Consider the following 25,504-nt stretch of genomic DNA (forward strand, 5'->3'; position numbering starts at 1 on the left):
GCCGCGCTTTATGCCCACGCAAACAATTACGATCATTAATTAACATATTGACACCCAAGGATTCAGGTGTTAATTTATCACAGGCTCGGTAAACGTCACCGAAAACCGGAGAACATCATGACAGGCTATACCGGTAAAGACTTTAACCTCTTGTTCTCGAAGATGAGTGAAGGGGTTGCCATCCATGAACTCATCTTTGACAGCGCAGGAAAGCCGGTCGATTACCGCATTCTGGATGTGAATCCAAGTTTCGAAACCTTAACTAGCATCCCAAAAAGCAAGGCGGCCGGCGCCAGGGCTTCCGAGATTTATGGCACCGGAACCGCTCCCTTCTTGGAAATCTACTCACGGGCCTCATCTTCAGGCAAACCAGAATCCTTCGAAACATATTTTCCGCCCATGGAAAAGTATTTTTCGATTTCGGTTGTTTCCATGCACCATGGAGTCTTCGCAACCATATTCAATGACATTACGGAACTCAAGAAAGCAGCGAACCGCACCGAGCAGTTGAACCAGTTCCTGCTGGCCCTGCGAAACGTCAACCAGTTGATCACCCATGTGAAACGAGACCCCCAGCGTTTGATCGACGAGATCACCCGGACGCTGGTCCAGAGCTGCAACTACTCACACGTCTGGATGGTCCTTCTGAACCGGGACCATCAGGCGACAGCCGTCACTTCATCCAGTCCTTCCGAGTATTGGGACAAATTGAACCAGGAATTCAAGAAAGATAATATCCCTCCATGCGCAAAAGACGCCATAGAAAAAGGCAAGACCGTAGTGGTCAGCGCGATTTCGGATTACTGCACCCATTGTCCCCTCGCGAGGAGCGAGATCACCAAGCTCGTCGCCCCGTTAGTTCACGATAACAAGCTCTGGGGCGTTATCGCCGTCGACATAGCCTCGGGCGCTTTTATCGGCGAAGAGGAATTGAGTCTTTTCGACGAGATGGCCGGAGATATCGCCTTCGCCTTAAGCGACATCGAAAACGAAGAAGCCAGGATCAGAACCGAAAAAGCTTTGGCAGAGTCCGAGATCCGGTATCACTCCCTGTTCAATAACAGCAACGACGCCATATACGTCCACATCGAGGGAATCACCGGGCGATTCATCGATGTAAACGACCGAGCCTGCCAATTACTGGGCTACAGCCGCGAAGAATTGCTGGAGATGTGCCCGAATGACATCAATGACCCGGATTATTTCAGTCGAATGCCCGAGAATCCGGAGAGCCTGCTCAAAGACGGAAAAGGCGTCTTTGAAATGGTCCATGTCGCCAAAGACGGGAGGCGCATACCTGTCGAACTGAGCACCGGACCCTTGACCCTCGGCGGGGTTTCGCTCTATATGACCATCGCCAGGGACCTGACCGAACGTAAAAAGACGGAAGCCGAGCTCAAGAACTTGTCCAAATTCCCGGAAGAAAACCCCAATCCCGTGGTGAGAGTAGCCGAAGACGGTACCCTCCTGTACGCTAACCCGGCGAGTTCACCGGTTATTGAATTTTTTGGCGCTTCAACCGGTGAAAAAGTCAGGGATGACCTTGGCACCATGGTCAAGGCGGTTCTTGGCGGCCAAACTCCGGACCGACTGGAAATCAAATGGCAGGACAAGATCTACCGTTTCGTGCTGGCGCCGATCAGCGAATCCAGATATGTCAATTTTTACGGCGAGGATATCACCAAGAGAAGGAAGTCTGAGAAGGCGCTGGCCGAAAGTGAAAGCCGCTTCCGCTCCTTGTTCGAGCACATGATCAACGGCTTCACCTACTGCCAGATGATATTCGAGGGAGATAATCCGGTCGACTTCATCTACATTCAAGTCAACGAGGCATTCCCCGTTCTCACCGGACTTGACAATGTCACCGGCAAAAAGGTCTCGGAAGTTATTCCGGGCATCCGAGAGTCCGACCCAATACTCTTTGAAAGATACGGCCGGGTGGCTTTAACCGGAATTCCCGAACGTTTCGAGACTTACGTCGAAGCGTTGAAAATGTGGTTCGAGATCGCGGTGTACAGCCCGGCCAAAGGCTATTTCGTGGCCGTGTTCGATGTCATCACCGAAAGAAAAAAAGCTGAAGCCGAGCTTGTCCGCTTCAATCGCCTTTACGATGTTCTGAGCCAGGTCAACCAGGCAGTTGTCCGGGCAAACGACAGTGCGTCTTTCCTGGATACCACCTGCGATATCATGGCGGACCGCGGGGGTTTCGATCTGGCTTGGATCGGACAACTCAAACCGGATTCAAAATCCATAATTCCGATCTCTGCGGCGGGCAAGGCAAGGGATTACCTCGATGGTATCGACGTTATTGCCGATGATTCGCCTAAGGGAAGAGGCCCAGTGGGTATGAGTATCCGGCATAAAGCTCCTTATATCATCGAAAACTTCATGACTGATAAGCGAGCTGCTTACTGGAACAACCGCGCCCGTGCTTTCCATTTCGGGGGTGTCGGCGCTTTCCCGATTTTCGTCAACGGAGATATATGGGGCGCACTGGGAGTGTATTCTTCAACCGTCGGCTACTTCGGTGATAAAGAGGTCAAACTGCTCGAGGAGGCCGCCGGCGATATCGGTTTCGCCCTTCAAAACATCGAAAGAGAACGTCTTAGGATCGCCGCGGAATTCAGAATTCAAGCCGCCGCAGACGAATGGATGACGACCTTCGATTCTATCAAAGACATGGTCGCCATCGTTGACCAGGATCACATCATCAGACGTGTGAACAGGGCTTTTTCGGACATGTTAAACGCTGCTCCTGGGGATTTGCTGGGACAACATTGTTATAAGGTCATCCACTGCATGAACCAGCCTCACCCATCATGCCCCCATGCCAGAACCCTGATTTCGCGAAAGGCCGAATCCAGCGAATATTTCGATAAAAAACTGAAAAAGTGGGTCGAAGCCAGTTCTTCGCCGATTTTCGACGACGACGGCGCTCTGGTCGGTTCCGTCCATATCATCAAGGATATCTCGGCACGAAAACGCGCTGAAGAGGAAAAGCAACTGCTCAGAGACAAGGCTGAGATCGCCAGCCGCCTAGCGACGGTGGGTGAGATGGCCGCGGGAATCGCCCATGAAATCAACAACCCGTTGACGGGCGTAATCGGATTCTCGGAGATGCTGATGGACCAGGATGTTACTCCGGAAATCAAGGAACAACTCCAGATAATCAACGACGGCAGTAAAAGGGTAAAAGACATCGTCAAGCGGATGCTGACGTTCGCCCGCCAGTCCAAGCCGATGAAAAGCCGGATCGATATCCATGAACTTATCGAAAACACGCTGGAAATCCGCGGCTACGTCCTTAAGACCGCCAATATTGAAGTGGCGAGGGACTACGGGCAGGACCTGCCGTGGATCACCGTCGACCCGGGCCAGTTGCAGCAGGTGTTTCTCAACCTGATAGTCAACGCCGAGTACGCCATGAAACAAAACCAGGGTATAAAGGGAATTTTGACCGTCAGCACCCGAAAAAAAGCCGACAAAATGGTCCTATCCTTCAGCGATAACGGCTGCGGGATGTCGAAGGAAACCGTAGGCAAGCTGTTTCAGCCCTTCTTCACCACTAAAAACCCGGGAGAGGGCACCGGGCTGGGGTTGAGCGTGTCGCGTTCGATCATCCTGGAACACGGCGGCGAGATACAGGTTGAAAGCAAGCCCGGATCAGGCAGCACGTTCACCGTGGAACTTCCAATCAACGCTGAACCCGAGGTAATCGAGGAGACAGCCCCGGAAGATTCAGGCATTCCGACTTCCAACACAAAAGCGCGGGTAATGGTTATCGATGACGAACCTGCGGTCAGGTCGCTTATCGAAAAAATCCTGGTGAGGGAAGGCCATTCCGTCCAAAACATTGAGAACCCGAACGACGTACTTGAAATTCTTAAAGAGACTGCCTTTGACGTCATCCTGCTGGACATCAGGTTGCCGGGTATCAGCGGAATAGAGTTATACGGCGATATCATCCTGATTCATCCCGAATTGAAAGAAAAGGTCATCTTTATCACCGGAGATACCGCGGATGCCAACGTCAGGGAATTCATCGCCAATCACCGTGCGAACTGGATAACCAAGCCGTTTGACCGCGCCACTTTCCTGAAGAAGTTCAACGAGGTTTTGCTCAGGAAGTGATCCAACAGCATTCAGCAACCGGCTACGTCAACGGATTCCGGCTTCAGCCGGAATGACAAATGACCGAAAATCCGTTGAGCTAACGATCGGGCCTCATACAAACCCTCACCCTACCCTCTCCCGCAAGAATGCGGGCGAGGGAACCAAACGTCAAGGGTGAATGACCGGCCAGAGCCAGTTGAAAGGCGAAAAGACCCAGAACAGGATCACATGGACGGTCATGAACACCGCGAGGGTCACGCCGGTAATCTTCTTCCAGTTGCGGCGCCTGCTCCAGGCAACCAGCCGATCTTTAAACCGGGGCTTGTTGTCGATGGAAAGCAGTAGCTGACGGGGGCGTTTTGCCCAGGCCATGGCTTTGTCTATGAACAGGGCAAGCCCAAGTATTATGCCTCCGACGATGGGCACGAAGTAAAAGATATATGTAATGCGATTGGTGATGCCGCCGATGATGATCCAAAGGATCAGGGTGGCAAAAATCCAGGCGGCGGCGAAGACCGCCGCCTCGTTGCGTCGCCACCATGAAAGCCAGGTTGTCCATCCGAATACTGGGATAGTCGCAGCCCAGACAGTGGGGGTCACCGCCGACATATACTGGGGCGTCCACCAGAACGGCATGACGTGATACCCGAGTACCCATTGCCAGGGGTGGAGGGCGGAGGGATGGGTCGAATTGGCAAAGGTGATGGTGGCGGGGATGGTGAACAACTGGGCGGCCCGGGTTAGCGGGTTGCTCCATTCCCCGGCCAGGGCGAATTCCATCACCGGCACCGCCAGGATGGCGACAACGTAAGCCACGAGACCGGAGACCGCCAGCTGGAGCGCCTTATCCCGGCGGAACACCAGCCAGTGGATGCCGATGATGACGATCCCCAGCAGCCCGGTGAGTTTGACAAGTGTAGACATGACCAGGAACACGACCGCCAGGGGGTATCTCCGGGCGAGATAAGCCCATAGGCCGGCCAGCATGAAAAAGACATTGAAGATGTCCAGCATCGCCACCGAGGCCATGGTGAAAACCGAGTTCTCGAAAGCGAACAAGGTAACGGCTAAATTGGTAGCGAGGTTGGAAAAATTGAACCTTCTCAGGATGAGGTAAAAGAAGAATACAGAACCGACGCCAAAAAGCGCCGGCATGAAACGCCAGCCGAACTGGTTGTCGCCGAAGACCTGCATTCCGAAAGTGATGATGACCTTCCCGAGTGGAGGGTGTTCCGGCTGGTGTAAAACTCCCTGTACCAAATAGTCGCGCGCCGACACGATATAGTATTGCTCATCCAGCACCAGGTCCTTGGGAAACCACAGGAGCCCCAGGTGCAGGATCATCGATGCGATGAGAATGGCCAGAAGCCATGCATGCTTCCAACCGGCAAAGCGTTTAAGCGCGGTTTTTATCTTTGTCATTAATTAAGGCCGCTAATAAACATAACGACCGGAGATCGTTACCGTTAGCCCCTTGAACGCAAAACGATAAGATTTCCCGGTTAGGGGTGTTAAAACCAATCGTCAAATAATAACACAAGAAGCCTTTTGCTGCTTTACAACGGCCTTTTGAGTCGTATTTGATCGCCCTTTCCTCAGGCTTCCGCCGCTATCGGGCGGTCAAGCAGCAGGCGAGACCAGAAAATTTGGCCTCGAGGAAAACTGGTCGCCAGGTCCGCTGAAAGCCCCGCGGTCAACCGTCTTACCATCACGAGAACGAAAAGAGCCGCAAACCCGGCTACCACGGCCGTTGATTCATTCAAAAGGTAAGCCGCCAGCGGCAAGACCAGGAAGGCGACGCCCACTCCCAGGGGCAAGGCGTTGCTTTGGCCGGCGCCGGTCCGTAAGCGCTGCTCCCGCGGGACGCCCTTCAACCGGAATGCCTTGATGACCTTGGAGATGATCGCCAGAAAAACCGGAGTGAGACAGATCATCGCCGGCCAGAAAGCCAGGTTTGCCGCGGCTCCGAAACCGGTGGTATTGCCCTTTTCACCGTCGAATTTCTTGAACACCGGCCACATCTGACCGCAGGTAGCCGCCAGAGCCGCCAGGACAACGATCGGGATTTCAAAATCCAGGGAACGGGCCAGCCAAACGGTGCCGATTCCTTTCAAAACGTCGATAGCGCTGGCCGACAGCCCCCAAACCGGGCCGGCTTTCTTCCAGATGGCGTGGTGCAGGTCACCCACGGGTTCGATATGGTGGTACTTCGCCATCAGAAGAAGCTGGGGGAAGGCGCCGATAAAGTACGCCGCGACCAGGACCGCGATGTTTGAGACTATGGTTCCCTCCAGAAGCATTGAATAAGGCTAAAACGTTCACATTATAAATCCGCCGATGTTGATTTTGATAGTCCAAAAAAAGTCTTTACATTGAACGATGGTTCAAGTTATTATAATAACCATCCGCAACCCCCACTCAAGCGTCCAATTCTTTCGTGTCGATACCCGGAGTAACCCTTCCCAGCGAATTTGAGACCGGAGGGCAGCCAGGATGACCGTTAAAATAGTCACCGACACCACCGCAGATTTACCCGCTTCTATCGTGGCAGAACTTGGTATTAAAGTAGTACCCCAGTACGTCAGATTCGGCGAAAAGGTTTACCGGGACCTGGTCGAGATTTCTCACGATGAATTTTACCGGCGCCTGCAGAGCGATTCCGTCCACCCGAGCACGTCTCAACCCTCCCCTAAGGATTTTGTCGACGTATACAAATCCATCCTGCCGGCCAAAGACGGCATTATCTCCCTCCACCTATCCAAGAAGCTCAGCGGCACCTACGATTCGGCGCTCCAGGCCAAGCAAATGATGACCAAAGAAGCCAACATCGAAGTGATAGATACCCAGTCGGTTTCCATGGGCCTGGGGCTTTTTGCCATCATGGCGGCGAGAATGGCCAAGCAGGGCGCTTCCCTGGCTGAAATCGCCAGCGCGGTCAACGACGCCATCCCGCAAGTCCGGCTGCTGGGCATTTTCGACACCTTAAAGTACCTGGCGGCGGGCGGCCGGATCGGGAAAGCCAAGGCCTTGCTGGGATCCATTCTTTCGGTAAAACCCGTCCTGACAGTGAAAGAAGGCGAAATGCACCCGGCCGGCCAGGTCAGGAGCCGGTCCAAAGGCATCGACCGGTTGGTGGAGTGGACCCGGACGGTGGGGAAAATCGCCGATCTGGCGGTGGTGCATACCACTACCCCCGATGAAGCCATGGCGCTGGCCGACCGCCTGGGGGTATATTTCCCCAAAAACCAGATCATCATATCGCGGTTAGGCGCTGCGTTGGGGGCCCACGCCGGCCCGGGGACACTGTTCGTGGTAACGCGCTCGACGTAAATTGCCCGTTGATTCTCCGGCGGAATTGAGCGGATAATAGTCCCGCTTTGAACCTCAAGACGGAAATTACGCTTATCCGCTCTTGCCGGCGGACGCTGGCGATCGAATTAAGACCCGATTCGACTCTTTTAGTCCGGGCGCCGCGGCGCCTGAGCCTGAAAGAAATCCACCGCTTCATCCTGGGCCATGAAAGCTGGATCACGCGGAAAAAGGCGGAGCTTGCCTCCAGGCCTGAACCGGCCAAGAAACAGTTCCTTGAAGGTGAGGAATTCCCGGTACAAGGCCAATCCTGCCGGTTGAAGCTGGTGGAATCGGCGTCCTCCTGCGTCAACCTTTCCGGCAACCGGTTGGTCTTTCCGATACAACTTCTGCCCACCGCCCGTGAGTCCCTGACGAAATGGTACCGCGAGTATGCCCGCAGCTATATCACCGACCGGGTCAGGCACTACGCCCGTATCATGGCTTGCTGTCCTTCGTCGCTTAGAATCACCAGCCCGAGGCGGCGATGGGGCTCCTGCGGCCCGGCCGATTCGCTTAACTTCAACTGGCGGCTGGTTATGGCGCCGCCGGAGATCATCGACTACGTGGTGGTGCATGAACTGGCCCATATCCGGTACAAGCACCACGGCCCGGAGTTCTGGCGCTTTGTCGGCGCATACTTCCCGGGACACAAAAATGCCCGGCGCTGGTTGAAGGACCATGGCCACCAACTGGATTTTTAGCGCGAATGGTATTGAAACGCGCCTGGGAAGTGCTAGAATTACCCCACAGGTTTTGGACTGAGGTTATGCAGGAAATAAAACCGAAAACCCGGGTACTGGTAGTGGATGACGAGACCGCGATTCTGCGGTTCGTCAGCGCGGGCCTGGAGCTGGCGGGTTACCTGCCGGTATCCACCACCGACTGCGATGAAGCTCTCAATATTGTCAGATCAGGAAACGCCGACATCATGCTCCTGGACATTTTCATGGCCCCGGTAACCGGTTTCGACGTGTTGACCAAGCTCAGAGAATTTTCAGACCTGCCGGTGATTGTCTTCACCGCCCGGGACGACGTCGGCGAATTTGCCAAAGAAGCCGGGGCTGACGACTACCTGGGCAAGCCCTTCAAACCGGGAGACCTCTCCGGGAAGATCGAGGAAGTCATGGCGCGGCGCGGCGCCAAAGCCGGCTAGCACTAGGCAGCGCACCGGTCACCCGGCGCCTTGATCAGGCCGGGCTGTGGCCGGCGCGAGCGGGCAAGTCCGAGGCAATCTTCCGGATGACTACTTTTTCCGCGGCGGATGCGCCGTCGTGCAGTTCCTCGATAATACTGGCCAGCGCCTTCCGGGCTTTCAGGGACAACCGAGGGTCGGCTTTGATGGCCGGAATCAGCCCTGACAGAATAGACTCCCTGCCGGTGACCAGGTAGTCTATGGTAACGCCCAGTTCTTCGGCGAGTTTCTCCAGCATTGAGAGTGACGGCAGCCTTTTGTTTTGCTCGATGGCAGAGATATGCTGGGGAGTAATGTGAAGTCCGTTGGACAGGTCCTGCTGGGTGAGTTTCAGATCGAGGCGCTTGGCCTTGATCCTGTCGCCGATAGACATGGGGCATCCCTGCCTTATATAAAGTATTTTTACCGGCACAAATCTTAACAGGCTTATGTGAAGTAGCGCAATGAGCCAACTACAAGTTGATTTTGTAATTGGAATTTTGTAGTGTATAGTGAAATTAACAAGTTAAACTTAATATTTTAACTCGGCAGGACATTGGATAAAGGCAAGACAACCATTCTGCTGGCTGATGACCACGCCATAGTAAGGCGCGGTATCAAAGCCCTTCTGGAATACGAACCGGACTTCATCGTGGTGGCGGAAGCCAGCGACGGTCTTCAGGCTTTAGAACAGCTGGAAGCGGTCAAGCCGCATATCCTGGTGACCAACCTGAGCATGCCGAACATGAGCGGTATCGAGCTGCTCAAGGCGATGAAAAAAAGGAATATCCCGACTCGATCGATAGTCCTTTCAATGTGCGGCGACAGCCCTTATATTACTGGAGCTTTCGATGCCGGGGCATTCGGCTACATCCTCAAGGAATCCGGGGTAGAGCACCTGGTCACCGCCATCCGCGAGGCTCAGATGGGCCGCAGGTACCTCAGTCCGCCACTTTCTACCGGTTAACCGGAATTCCCGGCTTACAGGGGATCCCGGCCGCATGACGCTTTTAACAGCCCCTTAATGGTGCCCCTTCACAGGTTGGAAGTCGCCAGGCCCGATGATAGTATTGAGGTACCAACCTAAAAGGAGGGCTTCGATGTCCACCGAGAAATTCACCGTCTCCGGCGACAAGGTGGTCGGCAAGGTCAAGGAAATCATCCATCAGGGCAATATCCGGCGCGTCCGTTTGATCCATGAGGGTAAGGCTATAATCGATATCCCCCTCTCGGTGGGGGCTCCGGCGGCCGCCGTCGGTATCCTGGCGGCGCCTCTCCTGGCGGCGGTCGGCGCATTCGCGGCGCTGGTAACCGAGACGACTATCGAGGTCGAGAAGACCGACGAAAAGCCCGCGGAAACTAAATAGGCCGAAAGAATTATACCCTTCCAGGGCTGCCCTCCGGCTTAACTTTTCGGTTAAGTATCCGTACCCGGTCTTGATATCGTTAACCTCCGGTGGTAACATAGGCAGGTTGGAGGAAGGTATGCGCCTACGCCAGTACGACCCTGAAAAACCGGCATCATACCTTAAACTGGTTGGCTCCGTAATTCATAACTTCGGGGATTTCCATCACCCCGAAGACATCATCCGGATGGTAGGCCGTGACCGTCTAACCGACGTGACCCACGCCCCAGAGCTGGGCGAGGCGGCGATCCGGCTTTACGACGGCGGCGACCAGCGCATTTTCCAGTTCAAGGAATCCGCTAACCGCGGCGGCAGCTTCGATGTCTTGTTCCACGGCGGCCGTCTCGAAAGCTTCCGCGCCCAGCTGTTTTTTGAAGGGATGCTGGGTAAACCGGGGGCGTTCATTTTCTCCAGCCTGAGGCTGGGGCCGCTGGTCTCGGCGGTGGTCGGGGGAAAAGCCAACATCAGTTTTGACGCTTCATCGGGCCATTTTTTCTGCCATTACGGAAACCTGGTCATTTCATATACCAGCGAACAGGAAATGGGCATCCCAAGCATTTCAACTTCCGTCCTCTGCCGACGGACGTGCCCGGTAGACATGTTCTCCGGGCGCGAGCAACTGCGGTTTTCCCTTCCCTGAACCCCGCTTGCCACCGGGAAATCAGCCGAAGACCCGCGTTTTCTGGTATAATTTGGATATGACCCATCGTGCCGAACCGGCCCCCAGCAAACCTCGAATCGTCCTTTTCGACGCCAGCGCCCTGGTGCACCGCGCTTTCCACGCCTTCGCCCACGGGCGGCAGCTCACTATCTCCGGAACCGGCGAAGTCACCTCAGCGGTCTTCGGTTTCACCAATATCCTGCTGAAGGTCCTGGCCGATCTTAAGCCCGACTGCTATGCTATCGCCTTCGACCGCAAGGGGCCGACCTTCCGACACGAGATGTCGGCAGAATATAAGGCTCACCGCCCGCCGACCCCGAGTGAACTCATAACCCAGTTGGGCCGGGTGCACCAGTTGGTGGAGGCCTTCGACATGCCGATATTCGAACAACAGGGTTACGAGGCTGACGACCTCCTGGGGACTGTTGCCCGCAGGGCGGAGGCGGACGGGGCGGAAGTGGTGATCGTGACTGGGGATGCCGATGCCATGCAGCTTGTCGATGACGACGTCAAGGTGCTTTATCCCAAGCCGGGAGGCACTTTCTCCGATACCATCCTCTATAACGCCGAAGCCGTCAAAGGCAAGTTCGGCGTGCCGCCAAATCGGGTCGCCGATTACAAGGCCCTGGTGGGCGATTCTTCGGATAACATCGGCGGCGTACCCGGGGTTGGCCAGAAGACGGCAGTGAAACTTCTGACCGAATTCGACGGCATCGACGAGATCTACCAGAATATCGAACTCATCAGACCCGAAAAGCTGCGGGAGCTGTTGCGGCGGGAGGAAAAAGCCGCCCGGGACAGCCTGAAGCTGGCCACCATTGTCACCGATCTGCCGATCGAGTTCGACATCGACAAGTGCCAGATCTGCCGCCTTAACCGGGAAAAGGCCATTCCGCTGCTGCGTGAACTGGAATTCACCAGCTTGATCAACCGCTTGCCGAAGGCCGACAGCGCGGGCAAGGGTACGGCGCAACCGGAGTCGCCGGAAGCGATCCCGACACCACCGTCCATCGAATGCCAATACACGCTTGTCGACACCATAGAGAAATTGAACCATCTGGTACAAAAGCTTGCCGGGACCGGCAAATTTGCCCTGGATACCGAGACGACAAGCCTCGACACTCTGACCGCCGACCTGGTCGGACTTTCAATCGCGACAGCCCCCGGCGAAAGCTTTTACCTGCCGGTGGGCCATGTGGGGGTTGAAGGCACCCAGCTTGAATTGTTCGAGGTCAAAAGGGCTTTAGGCCCAGTCCTGGCGGAGAAAAAGATCACCAAGATCGCCCACAACGCCAAGTTCGACCTCCAGGCGTTGCAGACAGCCGGTTTCGCCGTCAACGGCCTGGACTTCGACACCATGCTGGCCGCTCACTTGTTGGGGGAAAAGGCGCCCGGACTCAAGAACCTGGCTTCGACCCGCCTTCATGTTGAAATGACGCCTATTACCGAACTCATCGGGGAAGGCAAAAGCCAGATCTGCATCTCTCGCTGCGGTTTGAAGGAGACGTCGGATTATTCCTGCGCCGACGCCGATATGACTTTCCGGCTGGCCGGGAACCTTGAACCGGAGTTGAAGAACCAGAACCAGTGGAAGCTCTTTTCCGAGGTCGAGATGCCGCTGGTACCGGTCATTATGGACATGGAACGCGCCGGAATCGCTTTAGATACCGAACGGCTGGGGAAAATGTCGATCGACCTAGGCGGGCAGCTCAAGAACATCGAAAACGAGATTTATTCCCTGGCGGGGCACGAGTTCAACATAGCGTCTCCGAAGCAGCTTGGCGACGTCTTGTTCGGGGAACTTCACCTGCCTTCAGGCAGAAAAACGAAGACCGGTTACTGCACCGATGCCGCCGTGCTCGACGAACTTAAAGACGAGCACGCCATAGTCCGGAAAGTCCTGGAATTCCGCACCCTGACAAAGCTCAAATCCACCTATGTCGACGTTCTGCCGGCGATGATCTCGCCCCGCGACGGGCGCCTGCACACCAGCTTCAACCAGGCCCGCACCGCAACGGGCAGGCTTTCTTCGAGCGATCCCAATCTGCAAAACATACCGGTCCGCGGCGAGCTGGGACGCGAGATCCGCAAAGCCTTCGTGGCGCCGCCCGGGTATGCGCTGCTGGCCGCAGATTATTCCCAGATCGATCTCCGGGCGCTGGCCCATCTTTCCGGCGACCCCGACCTGATAGCCGCGTTCAACCACGATGAGGACATCCATACCGCCACGGCGATGAGGCTCTACGAGGTACCGAAGGAAGCCGTGACCAAGGACATGCGCCGTTTTGCCAAGACGGTGAATTTCGGCGTTATTTACGGCATGAGCGATTACGGGCTGGAACAGGCAACGGAGCTGACCCGTACCCAGTCTTCCGAGTTCATCACCAGGTATTTCGAACGTTATCCCGGCGTAAAGACCTATCTCGAGGCCACCAAGGAACAGGCCAGGTCGCGCGGCTATGTCGAGACTATCCTTGGCCGGCGCCGCTACATACCGGAGATCAACGCCTCCAACCGGCAGGTGCGGGAAGCCGCGGAGCGGATGGCGATCAACATGCCGGTCCAGGGGACTTCGGCGGATATCATCAAGGTGGCCATGTTGCACGTAATCCGCGAGATGAAAGAGCGGAAACTCAAGAGCCGCCTGCTGCTCCAGGTTCACGATGAGCTGATTTTCGAAGTGCCGCAACACGAGCTCATCTTCATGTCGGAAATGGCGCCCCGCCTGATGGCGGCGGCGGTGGAACTGGCCGTCCCGCTCAAGGTAGATATGAAATACGGAGCCAACTGGGGAGCGATGGAATAGCCTTGCCACACACGTCGACAAGGGCTTTTCCGTTGGCGCTGTATCTCCTTATCTGCCTCGGTTTCATCATCCTCTTTATCATCGCCAAAAACCCGCCGTCGAGCCTCGATACCGCCATCAGCAACTATTTTCAAAATTTAAACGTGCCCTTCCTCAATGCCGTTATGAGCGGCGCTTCTTTCCTGGGCGAGACCTGGCCGTCCATCCTGTTGGCTGCATCGGTAACCGTCTGGTTGTGGGTGAAAGGGTTGCGTCGTGAGGCGGTTTGGTTCGTGATCGCGCTTCTTGCTGTTTCATCTACCACTTCCCTGATAAAAAATATCGCCGATAGGACACGCCCGAACGGCGAGGAATTCAGCTTCATTTCTGGTCATACCTCTTATTTCACGGTTTTCGGCGGGTATCTGGTGGTCAATTTTCAGAAACTTGTTCACCAAATATCGTTGTTGACTCTAGGACGTGCGGTAATCATCACCATCGTAGCCATTATCGCCTTTTCACGAATATATCTCGGGGTGCATTGGCCCACGGACGTACTGGGGGGCTTTTTGTGGGGATTGATTGTGCTTATCCCGGTAAGTTGGGCGGTTGATAGCCGGCAACGAATTGCTGCATAATCGGACGGTGGTATGCCCGAGCGTGAAATTGAGGTCCTTCGCTCCGCTCAGGACGACAGAGGAGCATGATGCCTGAACTACCGGAAGTTGAGACGGTGACCAATGAAATCAGGCCTTATGTCCTCGGGCGTTGCATTGAAAACGTCGAGGTATTTTGGCCGGGAACGGTCAAGGGCAATACGATCGCTGAATTTGTGAACGGGCTCAAGGGGCAAACGGTCGCAAAAGTCCGGCGGCGCGGTAAGTTCATCATCTGGGAACTCTCGAGCGGAAAAAAGCTCCTGACCCACCTCAAAATGACCGGCGCACTCATCGCCCAGGAGGCCTCCGCCCTTCCTCCGCCTTACAACCGCGTCGAAATAACGCTCGACGATGGATTCAAGGTCTACTTCCGCGATCCCAGGAAATTCGGCCGGATGCGGGTCGTCGATCGAGATTCAACGATCGAAGAACTCGGACCGGAACCGCTCGAACCCGAGTTTACTGTTGAGACGTTCACCTCGATCCTCAGAAAGCGTAAAAGCCCGATCAAGCCAACCTTGCTCGACCAGTCGCTTATCGCCGGAATCGGCAATATGTACGCCGATGAAGCGCTTTTCGAAGCGAAAATCCACCCCTTGAGACCGGCGGACAGCTTGACTCCCGCCGAATACCGGCGATTGCACAAGGCCATCCAGCAGGTGCTGACAGCCGCCATCGAAAGCAAAGGAGCATCCATCTCCAATTACGTCAGGCCGGGCGGCGAGTTGGGACACGCCCACTTCGCTTTCAAAGTGGCGCACCGCCGGGGAGAGAACTGTCCCAGATGTGGGGCGGCGCTGGAGAGGATTGTCGTCAGAGGGCGGGGTACGTATTTGTGTTCCAGGTGTCAACCCATGCCGGAATAACCAATAACCAAGAAACAAACACCAAACAAATTCCAAATCTCAATCACCAATAACCAAACGGGTTTGGTAATTTGAATTTGGTTATTGGAGCTTGTTTGGTTATTGTACCTTGTATCTTGGTTATTGCCACACCAAATTGAAAGGTATTGAAATGAAAACCATCGGGCTAATCGGCGGGATAAGCTGGAATTCAACGGCGCTATATTACAAGCTGATCAACGAGGGCGTGGCCAAAGCTCTCGGCGGACTCCATTCAGCCAAGGTATTGATCTACTCATTCGACTTCGAGGAAATCGAAAAGCGACAGAGCAGCGGCGACTGGCCCGAACTTGGGGAAATGCTCGGGGAACGGGGCAAAGCTCTCAAGGGTGCGGGAGCCGATTTCCTGGTCATCTGCGCCAATACGATGCATAAAGTCGTAGATCAGGTCGAAGCAACCTCCGGTCTCGAAGTCCTTCATATCGCCGATGCCGCTGGGGAAGCGATCAAAAAAGCCGGCCTGAAATCAGTGGGCCTCCTGGGTACCCGGTTCACCATGAGCGAAGATTTTTACCGGAGAAGACTCGAAGAAAAATTCGGAATCGAGGTCCTGGTGCCGGAAAAAGATCAACAGCAGGTGGTGAACTCCATCATCTATGATGAGCTTTGCCGAGGCTGCGTCCAAGACGCCTCAAATTGGGCTTGCCAGCTGGTTATCGACAACCTGGTGGCTCGCGGCGCCGAGGGCATCGTCCTGGCCTGCACCGAACTGCCGATGTTGATAAAGCCGTCCGATGTTAAGGTACCGGTGTTTGATACGGTTAAACTGCATGCGGAGGCGGCGGTGCGGCGGGCGATAAAATAAGACCTCACGTGTCTTGGTTCGACAGGCTCCCCACGAACGGCTTGAGCCGCTGCAAGTGATCGAAGACGCCCATACCACCTTCGCTCCGCTCAGTACGGGCTCTACCATCCTCCGCCGTCAGCGGGCAAGGAATTTACCCCCGTTGCTTAACTTTTAGGTTTTAGCTATGCTTTCATATCGGCATTTAAGGCGAGGTATTTGATGAGGCTTTCCCAACTATTCGGCAAGACCCAGCGTGAAATCCCCGGCGAGGCGGAAACCATAAGCCATCAGTTGTTGCTCAGAGCCGGCATGATCAACCAACTGACTGCCGGCATCTATTCCTATATGCCACTGGCCTGGCGCAGCGCTAAAAAGATCATGGATATTATCCGCGATGAGATGGACGCCGCCGGCGGGCAAGAAATCACCATGCCGGTTTTGCAGCCGGTCGAGCTGTGGGAAAAATCCGGGCGCGGCGCCGCCTTCGGGGCTAACCTGTTCAGGTTGACCGACCGGAAAGATCGCGTATTGGCGCTCGGTCCGACACACGAAGAAGTTGTCACCGACCTGGCTGCCCACTACATTCAGTCATATCGCGACCTGCCTCAGCGCCTATACCAGATCCAGACCAAGCTCCGCGATGAACCCCGCCCCCGGGGCGGTCTGGTACGTGTCCGCGAGTTCATCATGAAGGATATGTACACCTTTGACGCCGACGATGCCGGTCTCGAAGTGTCGTACCAGAAAATGGTCCAGGCCTACAAGAACATTTACCGGCGCTGCGGCTTGAAAGCCATGGTCATCGAAGCTGACTCAGGAGCTATCGGCGGCAAGGCCTCGCACGAGTTTATGGTGACTGCCGAAACCGGCGAAGATGAAATCATCTTTTGCTCCGGGTGCGGGTATGCCGCCAATGTCGAAAAAGCCAGGTTCAACAAAGGCGAAGTCGCTGAGCAGGTTCCATTGCCGATCGAAAATGTGGCCACACCGGGCAAGGAATCCATCGAGGACATCGCCGGTTTCCTCAATCTGGCGCCGTCCCAGATGCTCAAGTGCGTCTTCTACGTAGCCGGCAAGGAGTTCATCATCGCCGTGATCAGAGGCGATCTCGATGTCAACGAGGTCAAGCTGAAGAACCTGCTCAAGGCGGCGGAACTTCGTTTGGCGACCGCCGAAGAAGTCGCGGAGAAGGGGATCATCGCCGGCTCGGCCTCCCCGGTGGGGCACGATGCCAAAGTTATCGCCGACGATTCGATCGTCTCCTCCATCAACTATGTCGGCGGGGCCAACATCGCCGGCTGGCATGCCAAAAATATCATCCTCGGCCGTGATTTTAACGCCTACAAAACAGCCGATATCGCCTCCGCCAGAGTCGGATCAAAGTGCGCCAGGTGCGGCGGGATACTTGAGTCCACCCGGGGCATCGAGGTCGGTCACGTCTTCAAGCTGGGCACCTTCCTGGCCGAAACCTTTGGCGCCAACTTCACCGATCCCGAAGGCAACCAGAAACCCTGCGTCATGGGCTGCTACGGCATTGGGGTAGGCCGGCTCCTCGCCGCGGCTATCGAGCAGAACCACGATGACAAAGGCATCATCTGGCCGATGCCCATCGCCCCCTACCCGGTCCACATCTGCGGTCTTTCCATGGATAATGACAAGGTCAAACAAGCGGCGGAGAAAATCTACGCCGATCTATGCGCCGCGGGGATCAAGGCTTTGTTCGACGACCGGATCGAGTCTCCCGGCGTCAAATTCAATGACGCCGACCTGCTCGGTATGCCGATACGTATTACAGTTAGCCCGCGAACCCTCGACAAGGGTGGGGTGGAATTGAAAAAAAGGTCTGAAAAGGCGTTTATGCTAATTCCAGTCGATAATATAGTGAGCGAAGTGAGACATCTGATACAGGAACAGATGCAAATGGCTGCTTAGACCACAAACGCGCCACATGAAAGCGGCGGGCCATGGCCCGCCGCTTTCTATTTTTTCCAAAAATCAGCGCAAAGTACAATATGCTTAATACTTTAGTACGATGACAATTCTGATATATAGTTATATCTTTTATATTGGTTACTACAATTTTCTATGTATTTTGAAAGGAGACCAACGATGAATCTTTTCTATTCAACAATGAGCAGGCGTCAATTCATGAAGGGTTTGGGATTGGCGGGAGTAGGAACAGGTGTCGCTTCATTGGCGCCACAATTTCACGATTTGGACGAACTGGCGTCCAATTCATCCAGTGCTCAAAGAAGTTGGTGGGTTAAAGAGAGAGAGCACTATAACCCAGTAAACGAAATAGACTGGAACTTATTCAAGCAATACGATAAAACAAAGAACCCCTTTTACAGCCGCCCTCAATCAGTTACAGATAAAGTGAATGCTAGAGACCTGGAGATCCAAAAAGAGGCATTTTCCAAAAAAGTGCCCGGGGATTCACTACGTGATTACGGATTCAGCCAGGGTTCCAGTTTCATCGGCCCTCAGGCACCATGGGATGGCCCTACGGCATCTCTCCCCGCGGCAGCGGGTGGCGTTGCCTGGCAGGATTCCGCGGAAAACAATACCAGGATGATGCGTGCCGCTATCCATGCCTACGGAGGCGTGCTTACCGGGGCGTTGGAAGTCAATGACAAGACTTTGAGAATATTCCCAAAAGACATGTTTGTTTTCTCCAATATCGATAAAGCCCAGCAGGACAAATCGACCTTCCAGGTCCCTAATAAATGCAAATACATTCTCACTTTTACGGTTAAACAGAACTACATACAGAGTACCTACGGATTGCGCGCCGCGGATGAATATCCCGGAGGATACGGGACAAAGATGGCACTTGGTAACCAGGCTATTGGACATGCGTACTCCGGCAATGCCCAGGTCGGTTACGCGGCCATGCGCATGGTAAAGTCCATGGGTTACCAGACAATTTATAACGGCTCATATCTGTCTACCAATGTTGGCTTGGGCGTGTTCAGCGGTATCGGTGAGCAAGGCCGTCCGGCCTATGTTTGTACCCCGGACTACGGCCTGATGATCAGATATACTAATTATTTCCTTACCGACATGCCGCTTGCTCCGACTCCCCCAATCGACGCAGGTATTCTAAATTTCTGTAAAACCTGCATCAGGTGCGGTGATGGCTGCCCGTCTCAATCGATATCTAAAGAGGCGGATACAACCTGGGACGCTGCCGGCACCTGGAACCGTCCTGGCTTCAAGGGCTGGTACATCAACTGGCAGACCTGTATTGACTTTGGCTCCCCCGGCGCATGCATGAATTGCCTCGTAATGTGCCCATTCAACCATCCGGCAGAAGGAGTGATCCACCCTATCGTCAGAGCGGTTGCCGCGACTACGCCCATGTTCGACAGGTTCTTCGGCCAGGCTGACCGCGCCTTTGGCTATTCCAGGCCCAGGAGTGAGTCGGAAATGCAGGACTGGTGGGATCGAGACTTAAAGAATTGCGAGTTCGACACTACTCTGGGGGCCGGAAAATCTGCCTGGTAAAACACAAAAAGAGGCGGCAGGCCCAAAGCCTGCCGCCTCTTTTTGACGATTGAATTTAATCTTCCGGAATCTTGTCGCCGGGCCCGCCCGGGATATCGTAATCTTCAAGTCTCCCGGCTTCCTGCAAAGCGTGTTTGGTGATTTTCTGAAGATAATGAGCCAAACGGCGCCTCTCCAGATCGCTGAGAATAGAAACCCCCCCGCCCCTGTTTTTGGTTGAATTCATCTTCCCGAGAATCTCGTCGCCTTTAGGAGTTAAAGCCAGGCTGATCTTGCCCCTGGCCCCTTTGGTCACCGTCACCAGACCATTTTTCACCATACGTGCTATCAGGCTGGTGATTGTATGATGTTCCCGGATCATTATCCGGCAAATATTCTCAATCGAAATTTCGGCATTCGCCTCGATAAGCCTCATCACCGTTGCCTGCTCCAGGGTGACGCCGCAGCGGCTAGCCTCATGTTCACTGACTCTGTATATGCTCTGGCGTGCGCGGAACAGCAAGAATATGAGATCTGTTTCTGCTACCCTTGGGAACTGATTATCTTCAATCATGAGCGGTCCTCTCAGGATTCCCCCAGTGTACCATCAGGTGTCAATTATTACCACTAATAACCTTAACTAATTCTTAACAATAAATACGCATAAATGCTTATTTACATATCGCATGTGATGTCTTACAATACCCATCCAGAATGTTATATAGCATAACAAGGAAGGGGTAAAAAGCATGTCCAAGTTCCATTCCAGTGTTTCCCGGCGTGATTTCATGAAAGGCCTCGGTCTGGCCGGTATTGGGGTTGGCGCCGCTGCCGCCGCAAGCCCCGTTTTCAGGGACCTTGACGAGCTTGCGTCAGCCGGCAAACAGTCTAAACCCTGGTGGATAAAAGAGCGCGATTATGAAGATATTACCACTGAAGTTGACTGGCAGACCTACAAAAACTACGATGCCGCCGCTCACCCTTCGGTGCCCGTTTCCGATGAAGTTAAAGCTGCCACCACGGCAAGATTGGCTAAAGACAAAGCTGACGGGCTGGCCGGTCTGGTTCCCGGAGCTGACCGCAGAGCATTCGCATTGCAATCTGCTTACGGCCGAGGGGGCACAGGCCCACTCTGGGATGGAGCTGATAACTGGTGGAAACCCGCGTCCACTGATGTCGTTTCGCCTTATAATGAATCACCGGAATATAACCTCCAGGTTGTTCGAGCCGCCCTGCACACCTATGGGACCCCAGCCGTGGGCGTCGTTGAACTGACCCCGAACATGAAGAAATTATTCAACAAAGACCTTATCTCCTGGGAAGACCGGAGCGATCCGGTCCTCGACGGAAAAGTCTACCGCTTCCCCAACAAATATAAATACATGTTAGTCTGGGAAACCCAGATGCCGCAGACCCAGGCGACGCTCAACTACAAACCTGACCCGAACAATCCGAGCGGCTACGGGTCATCGGTTCCGATCGGCCGTATGGACGCCCAGGGCTATAACTACGGACGCCTGGTTGCTTCTCAGGCGACGTCTTTCCTCAAGGGCCTGGGTTATGTCGCGGTCAAACCCGGCACCGGCTTCTTCCTCCAAAATTCAGCCTACGGAATTTTCGCCGGGCTGTCGGAACAGGCTCGCCCCAACTACCGCATGAGCCCCGGATACGGCCTGTGCAGCCGGCAAGCGGAAATAGCCATCACCGACATGCCCTTGGCGCCGACCAAGCCGATCGACTTCGGCGGCCACCGATTCTGTCAAAAATGCAAGCGGTGCGGCGAAGTCTGCCCCAGCCAATCGATCGACATGCGGGACGAACCATCGTGGGACACGGTCGTCCCCAAAAACAATCCAGGCATCAAAGCCTTTTGGATGAACTGGGATACCTGTTCCGGATTCGGTGCCCCGGGTAACTGCGGCATCTGCCAGCCGACCTGCCCCTTTAATCATCCGACAGAGGCGGTTATCCACCCGATCGTCCGGGCAACCGCGGCAAACACTGGTATTTTTAACGGCTTCTTTGCCAGCATGGACCGGAAATTCGGCTACGGCAAACCACGGACCATGGATGAGATCGAAGCTTGGTGGACCCGCGACCTGGCGACTTACAAGGGTGACACGATTCTTGGCGCCGGCAAGTATATCTGGTAGTCGCTCGTTCCCGAGAATTCCGAAAGGGCAGGTGCAGACCTGCCCTTTCGTGTTAATGGTATGGTACTTCGAAAATCGAACGGTCGATGACCGATAATTGGCTGAAAACCTCTCTGGTTGTTATACTTCAACCGGTTGAAGGGCAAATTTCCTTATGAAGCCTTCGAACAGCATTGAAACGATGAACCTCTCGACAACCGACGGAATCGATACAGCCAAGCTGATCGCTGAATTGGGTTGGCAATTCCGAGTTTCCCGCTCCCTTTTGGCTGCGCATCAGGCGGGCTTCTTCGAGGCGCTCAGGTCACCGAAGACTGCCGTTCAACTTTCCTTAGCCCAGTCCACGGATGCGGAAGTGACGGAAAAAGTCCTGATCGCAATGTGCGCGCTAGGATTATTGGATCGCCGTGACGATACCTACTCTCTGACCGACCTGGCCCGCGATATCATGTTGCCCGAAAGTGTGCGTTATATCGGTGGCGCGCTGGATTTTAGCGAGTACATGTGGTGGGAATGGTCGGTGCTTCCTGACATGCTTAGAGGCGGCAAAAAGTACACGGAGCGTCACCGGCTGATGAAACAGCTTCAAAGCGGAGCCTCTTATGTCAGCGGGCCCGAGTATTTCACCCTGGCAATGCACGGCAAGGCCGTCAATGGCGGCGCCCAATTCATGGTTGAACACGTAGATTTGTGTGGCCGGCATCTTCTCGTAGACATCGGCGGCGGACCTGGCACCTATTCAGTTGCCTTTTGCCAGCGTTTCCCGCAGCTCAAGGCGGTCGTCTGGGATCAGCCTCAACCGCTGGAAGTAGCGCGACAGGTGGTCAAACATTACGAGCTGAATGACAGGATCAGGCTCCAGCCGGGTGATTGGGAAAACGATGAATTCACACACGGCGGCGACGTCATCCTGTTATCAAACGTGATCCACGGACCTCGAAGCAACGCTCCCACTATATTAGCCAAGGCTTTCCGCGCTCTACGGCCGGGTGGGTTGTTGATCGTTCAGGAGTTTTTATTGAACAGCCAAAAAACCGGTCCGATCCCGGCCGCGGTATTCAATATCATGGTCGGAGCCTTTTCCGAATCGGAGCTTATCGATTTGATCAGTTCCGCGGGTTTCACAGGTGCCCGTCTATTGGCAACCGATCCGATTGTCGGCAGCGGTATCGTTACCGCGTCCAAACCGCTTTGAACGATTTATAAGCCAGAGGAAAGCAAATGGTTTTGGAAAGAAGATTATCGATAGCCCATTTCGATAGCTGGCCGGGCGATTCAACTTATTACGAGGTAATAAAGAACTCCTCTTCGCGCTTCCGCAGCGAAATTTTCGATATCTATTTCGGAAAGGTTTTCCGTTATAACTATACCGACCGGGAACCTTGGGATGACCGTCAAAAAGCTCACGACGTGGTTTATGGCAATGTCATGGGCGTGGAAGCGTCTGATGCCCAGGTCGAGAGTCTCTTTCGCATACAATCCGAATTCGGCATTCCGGTTTCTCTGACAATCAATCAATTGAATATCCCGGTGGAACTTTTTTACAGCCGCAATGACCGGGTGGTCAAGGCTTTCGCTGACTGGTTAGACGGTTTTTATCAAAAAGGGCTCAGGAGTTGCACCCTGGCTAACAACCACCTGATGCGCACCGGCATCCTGCAACGATTGTTCCCGGAAATGAAATGGAAGAACACTGTCAACCAGCAAGTCATGACGGCGCAACAGGTCACGGACTACCTTTATCTTGGTTATGACATCATCCAACTCGACCGATCGCTCAATCGTAACCTGGGAGAGTTGAAAAGAATAAAAGGGGCGGTGGACCAGTTCAGAGCCGAACACCCCAAGAAAAATGTTCGGACTTGTATGCTGGTATGGGAAGACTGCCTGCCGAGTTGTCCCTTCAAACGGGAGCATGACGATCTGCAGATATACCATAAATGCGTAAATTATTACCTTAGCGGCCCCGGGTCCTACACCTGTAATCGCTGGAGAGATGCCACCGGGAAAAGCCTGTTCCCGCGATCAGGCACCAATTGCTGCTGGGTAAGCCGCGAGACATTTGAAACTTACGCGGAGCTTGTAGACATTTTCAAATTCAGCGGCCGGATGACCAGTTTCGTATCTCTGGATGGCGCCGGAGACCTGCAATATGGTTGGAGCGCAAAAAATAACGCCTTAGCTTCGTTCGGTGAAATATTGGAGCATAACCTGGAGCCGTTCAATGCGTGGGCGATTGGCGCTTTCAAACTCTCGCCTTTTGAACAGAACCCCAGTAAGATACGCCAGGACCTGGCCGGTAGTCTGTGGCTGACTCCTCAGGGTCGAAAACTGGAAAAACAATTGATGACCTGCCGTAGCCAGTGCTACAACTGTCACCTGTGTGAAAAAACCTTCGGATTGCCTGACCTGAATTCATTAATAGAGCTTTAAGGGCTTTCCGTTTTATTAATTTTCTTTTCATATTAATTTGTTTACTCCCCGGTATCATACTTACTATAACTATTTCCTAATGAAATTTAGGCATAAATGCGTATTTACATATCGCATGTGACACGTTACGATATAACACGTGGGTAGTGACCCATAATTACTGCAAAGGAGCATAGGAGTAATGTCAAGGTTCCATTCCAGCGTTTCCCGGCGTGATTTCATGAAAGGCCTCGGGCTGGCGGGTGTCGGCGTAGGCGCCGCTGCCGCCGCGGCCCCGGTATTTCATGATCTCGACGAACTCAGTTCCTCGGTCAATCAATCGCATCCGTGGTGGGTAAAAGACCTGGAACACGAAAATCCGGCTGTCGAAATTGATTGGGACACTTTCAAGCCTTTCGACAACAAGAAAAATCCAATGCCCTCGATCACCCCCTCGGCCCAGGCCGCCAACAAGGTGCGCGACGATGATCTCCAGATCCCAGCTTTCGCCAATAAAACCCCCGGCGATTCGCTCAGGGATTACGCCTTCGGTACCGGTTCAAGCTTCATCGGTCCCGATGCCCCCTGGGACGGTCCTGCCGGAGCTGCCTTGCCGGCCAACGCCAAAGGGGTAGCCTGGAGCGATACCCCTGAGAACAATCTGCAGATGATGAGAGCCGCGCTGCACACCTACGGCGCCGTGCTCACCGGAGCCCTGGAAGTATCCGACAAAACCAGCCGGATCTTCGACGCCAGCGGTTTCGTATTCGACGATAGCGCGATCGGAACTCAGGACTCGAGCAAGGTTTACCACATACCCAAAAAAGCGAAATACATGCTCACCTTCGCGGTCAAGCAGAACTACATTCAGTCTCTTCATCTGCTGCGTGAAGATTCGTCCTACCGCGGTGGCTACGGCACCAAGCTCCAACTCGGCAACCAGGCCATCGGCCATGCCTATTCCAACTCATCCCAGGTCGGCTACATGGCCATGCGCATGGTCAAGACGCTGGGCTACGGTGCCTATAAAGCGGGCGTTCGGGCCAACGTACCTTTAGGCGTATTCTCGGGATTCGGCGAACAGGCTCGTTCGACCCATCTTATGACCCCGCGTTACGGGCTCATGGTACGCTATACCAACTATTTCTTCACCGACCTGCCGCTGGCAGCGACCCCGCCGATCGATTTCGGCGCTCATGCCTTCTGCAACACCTGCAAGCGCTGCGCCGAGCGCTGCCCGTCAGAATCCATTTCCCTCGAGGGTGATCGCTCATGGGATACCATCTCACCCGGCAACCGCGGTGGCTTCAAAGGCTGGTTCATGAACTGGCAGACCTGTATTGACTTCGGCTCGCCCGGCGCCTGCGGCAACTGCCAGGCCACCTGCCCGTTCAACCACCCGTCTGACGGCGTTATCCATCCCATTGTCCGGTCTACCGCGGCAACGACGGCATTGTTCGATCCCTTCTTCGCCAGTATGGACCGCGTTTTCGACTATGCCAAAGCCAAGACTCCGGATGAGCTTGAAGCGTGGTGGAGTCGCGATCTCGATAACTGGAAAGCCGACACCACGCTGGGCGCCGGCAAGTCCATGTGGTAACTCTAGGGTAAATCA

The 25,504-nt window shown here is 54.4% G+C and carries 21 protein-coding genes; 17 read left to right on the forward strand and 4 right to left on the reverse strand.

The annotated features are described in order from the left end of the window. The first annotated feature begins 117 nt into the window (after window positions 1–117). A complete protein-coding gene (locus Dform_RS07855; RefSeq protein WP_076004514.1) occupies window positions 118–4,131 on the forward strand; it encodes a PAS domain S-box protein in 4,014 nt (1,337 codons plus the stop codon). Between the two features lie 150 nt (window positions 4,132–4,281). Here Dform_RS07855 and Dform_RS07860 read toward each other — a convergent pair whose 3' ends face one another. Further along, window positions 4,282–5,535 (reverse strand): phospholipid carrier-dependent glycosyltransferase, encoded by a 1,254-nt coding sequence (locus Dform_RS07860; protein WP_076004515.1) that lies wholly within the window; start codon window positions 5,533–5,535, stop codon window positions 4,282–4,284. A 173-nt stretch (window positions 5,536–5,708) separates the two neighbouring features. Further along, complete coding sequence (locus Dform_RS07865; protein ID WP_076004516.1) at window positions 5,709–6,413, reverse strand: glycerol-3-phosphate acyltransferase; 705 nt, start codon at window positions 6,411–6,413, stop codon at window positions 5,709–5,711. A 193-nt stretch (window positions 6,414–6,606) separates the two neighbouring features. Between Dform_RS07865 and Dform_RS07870 the strand changes: the two genes are divergently transcribed. From Dform_RS07870 to Dform_RS07880, 3 genes are all read left to right on the forward strand, one after another. Beyond that, window positions 6,607–7,443: a DegV family protein gene (locus Dform_RS07870; protein ID WP_076004517.1), complete on the forward strand. Its 837-nt coding sequence runs from the start codon at window positions 6,607–6,609 to the stop codon at window positions 7,441–7,443. Between the two features lie 47 nt (window positions 7,444–7,490). Beyond that, window positions 7,491–8,165 (forward strand): M48 family metallopeptidase, encoded by a 675-nt coding sequence (locus tag Dform_RS07875; protein WP_076004518.1) that lies wholly within the window; start codon window positions 7,491–7,493, stop codon window positions 8,163–8,165. Between the two features lie 65 nt (window positions 8,166–8,230). Next, a complete protein-coding gene (locus Dform_RS07880; protein ID WP_076004519.1) occupies window positions 8,231–8,617 on the forward strand; it encodes a response regulator transcription factor in 387 nt (128 codons plus the stop codon). Between the two features lie 34 nt (window positions 8,618–8,651). Here Dform_RS07880 and Dform_RS07885 read toward each other — a convergent pair whose 3' ends face one another. Beyond that, complete coding sequence (locus Dform_RS07885; protein WP_076004520.1) at window positions 8,652–9,029, reverse strand: helix-turn-helix domain-containing protein; 378 nt, start codon at window positions 9,027–9,029, stop codon at window positions 8,652–8,654. A gap of 162 nt (window positions 9,030–9,191) precedes the next feature. Between Dform_RS07885 and Dform_RS07890 the strand changes: the two genes are divergently transcribed. The 9 genes from Dform_RS07890 to Dform_RS07930 all read left to right on the forward strand — a co-directional run bounded on the left by Dform_RS07890 (window position 9,192) and on the right by Dform_RS07930 (window position 19,345). Further along, window positions 9,192–9,602: a response regulator gene (locus Dform_RS07890; protein WP_076004521.1), complete on the forward strand. Its 411-nt coding sequence runs from the start codon at window positions 9,192–9,194 to the stop codon at window positions 9,600–9,602. A gap of 133 nt (window positions 9,603–9,735) precedes the next feature. After that, window positions 9,736–10,002, forward strand: a complete 267-nt coding sequence (locus Dform_RS07895; RefSeq protein WP_076004522.1) for a DUF4342 domain-containing protein — start codon at window positions 9,736–9,738, stop codon at window positions 10,000–10,002. A 118-nt stretch (window positions 10,003–10,120) separates the two neighbouring features. Further along, window positions 10,121–10,681, forward strand: a complete 561-nt coding sequence (locus tag Dform_RS07900) for a hypothetical protein (protein WP_076004523.1) — start codon at window positions 10,121–10,123, stop codon at window positions 10,679–10,681. Between the two features lie 58 nt (window positions 10,682–10,739). Continuing rightward, window positions 10,740–13,508, forward strand: coding sequence for a DNA polymerase I (gene polA / locus Dform_RS07905; protein WP_076004524.1), 2,769 nt, complete (start codon window positions 10,740–10,742; stop codon window positions 13,506–13,508). Between the two features lie 2 nt (window positions 13,509–13,510). Further along, on the forward strand, window positions 13,511–14,125 hold the full coding sequence (locus tag Dform_RS07910) for a phosphatase PAP2 family protein (protein ID WP_145925554.1): 615 nt from the start codon (window positions 13,511–13,513) through the stop codon (window positions 14,123–14,125). Window positions 14,126–14,190: 65 nt separating this feature from the next. Then, window positions 14,191–15,012 carry a DNA-formamidopyrimidine glycosylase gene (gene mutM, locus Dform_RS07915; RefSeq protein WP_225973663.1) on the forward strand — a complete coding sequence of 274 codons (822 nt, stop codon included), beginning with the start codon at window positions 14,191–14,193 and terminating at the stop codon, window positions 15,010–15,012. 151 nt (window positions 15,013–15,163) lie between these two features. Continuing rightward, window positions 15,164–15,856, forward strand: coding sequence for an aspartate/glutamate racemase family protein (locus Dform_RS07920; protein ID WP_076005122.1), 693 nt, complete (start codon window positions 15,164–15,166; stop codon window positions 15,854–15,856). Window positions 15,857–16,057: 201 nt separating this feature from the next. After that, window positions 16,058–17,770 (forward strand): proline--tRNA ligase, encoded by a 1,713-nt coding sequence (locus Dform_RS07925; RefSeq protein WP_076004526.1) that lies wholly within the window; start codon window positions 16,058–16,060, stop codon window positions 17,768–17,770. A gap of 177 nt (window positions 17,771–17,947) precedes the next feature. After that, window positions 17,948–19,345, forward strand: coding sequence for a reductive dehalogenase (locus Dform_RS07930; RefSeq protein WP_076004527.1), 1,398 nt, complete (start codon window positions 17,948–17,950; stop codon window positions 19,343–19,345). Window positions 19,346–19,400: 55 nt separating this feature from the next. Here Dform_RS07930 and Dform_RS07935 read toward each other — a convergent pair whose 3' ends face one another. Beyond that, complete coding sequence (locus Dform_RS07935) at window positions 19,401–19,898, reverse strand: MarR family winged helix-turn-helix transcriptional regulator (RefSeq protein WP_076004528.1); 498 nt, start codon at window positions 19,896–19,898, stop codon at window positions 19,401–19,403. 175 nt (window positions 19,899–20,073) lie between these two features. On the opposite strand from Dform_RS07935, the gene Dform_RS07940 reads away from it, so the two are divergent. From Dform_RS07940 to Dform_RS07955, 4 genes are all read left to right on the forward strand, one after another. Beyond that, window positions 20,074–21,477, forward strand: coding sequence for a reductive dehalogenase (locus tag Dform_RS07940; RefSeq protein WP_076004529.1), 1,404 nt, complete (start codon window positions 20,074–20,076; stop codon window positions 21,475–21,477). A 154-nt stretch (window positions 21,478–21,631) separates the two neighbouring features. Continuing rightward, window positions 21,632–22,672: a methyltransferase gene (locus Dform_RS07945; protein ID WP_076004530.1), complete on the forward strand. Its 1,041-nt coding sequence runs from the start codon at window positions 21,632–21,634 to the stop codon at window positions 22,670–22,672. A 26-nt stretch (window positions 22,673–22,698) separates the two neighbouring features. Continuing rightward, the gene (locus Dform_RS07950) at window positions 22,699–23,910 is read left to right on the forward strand and encodes a hypothetical protein (RefSeq protein WP_076004531.1); all 1,212 of its coding nucleotides are present in this window, start codon (window positions 22,699–22,701) and stop codon (window positions 23,908–23,910) included. 181 nt (window positions 23,911–24,091) lie between these two features. Beyond that, on the forward strand, window positions 24,092–25,489 hold the full coding sequence (locus Dform_RS07955; RefSeq protein WP_076004532.1) for a reductive dehalogenase: 1,398 nt from the start codon (window positions 24,092–24,094) through the stop codon (window positions 25,487–25,489). Window positions 25,490–25,504 lie beyond the last annotated feature (15 nt).

The organism is Dehalogenimonas formicexedens, from assembly GCF_001953175.1.
GTDB lineage: Bacteria > Chloroflexota > Dehalococcoidia > Dehalococcoidales > Dehalococcoidaceae > Dehalogenimonas > Dehalogenimonas formicexedens.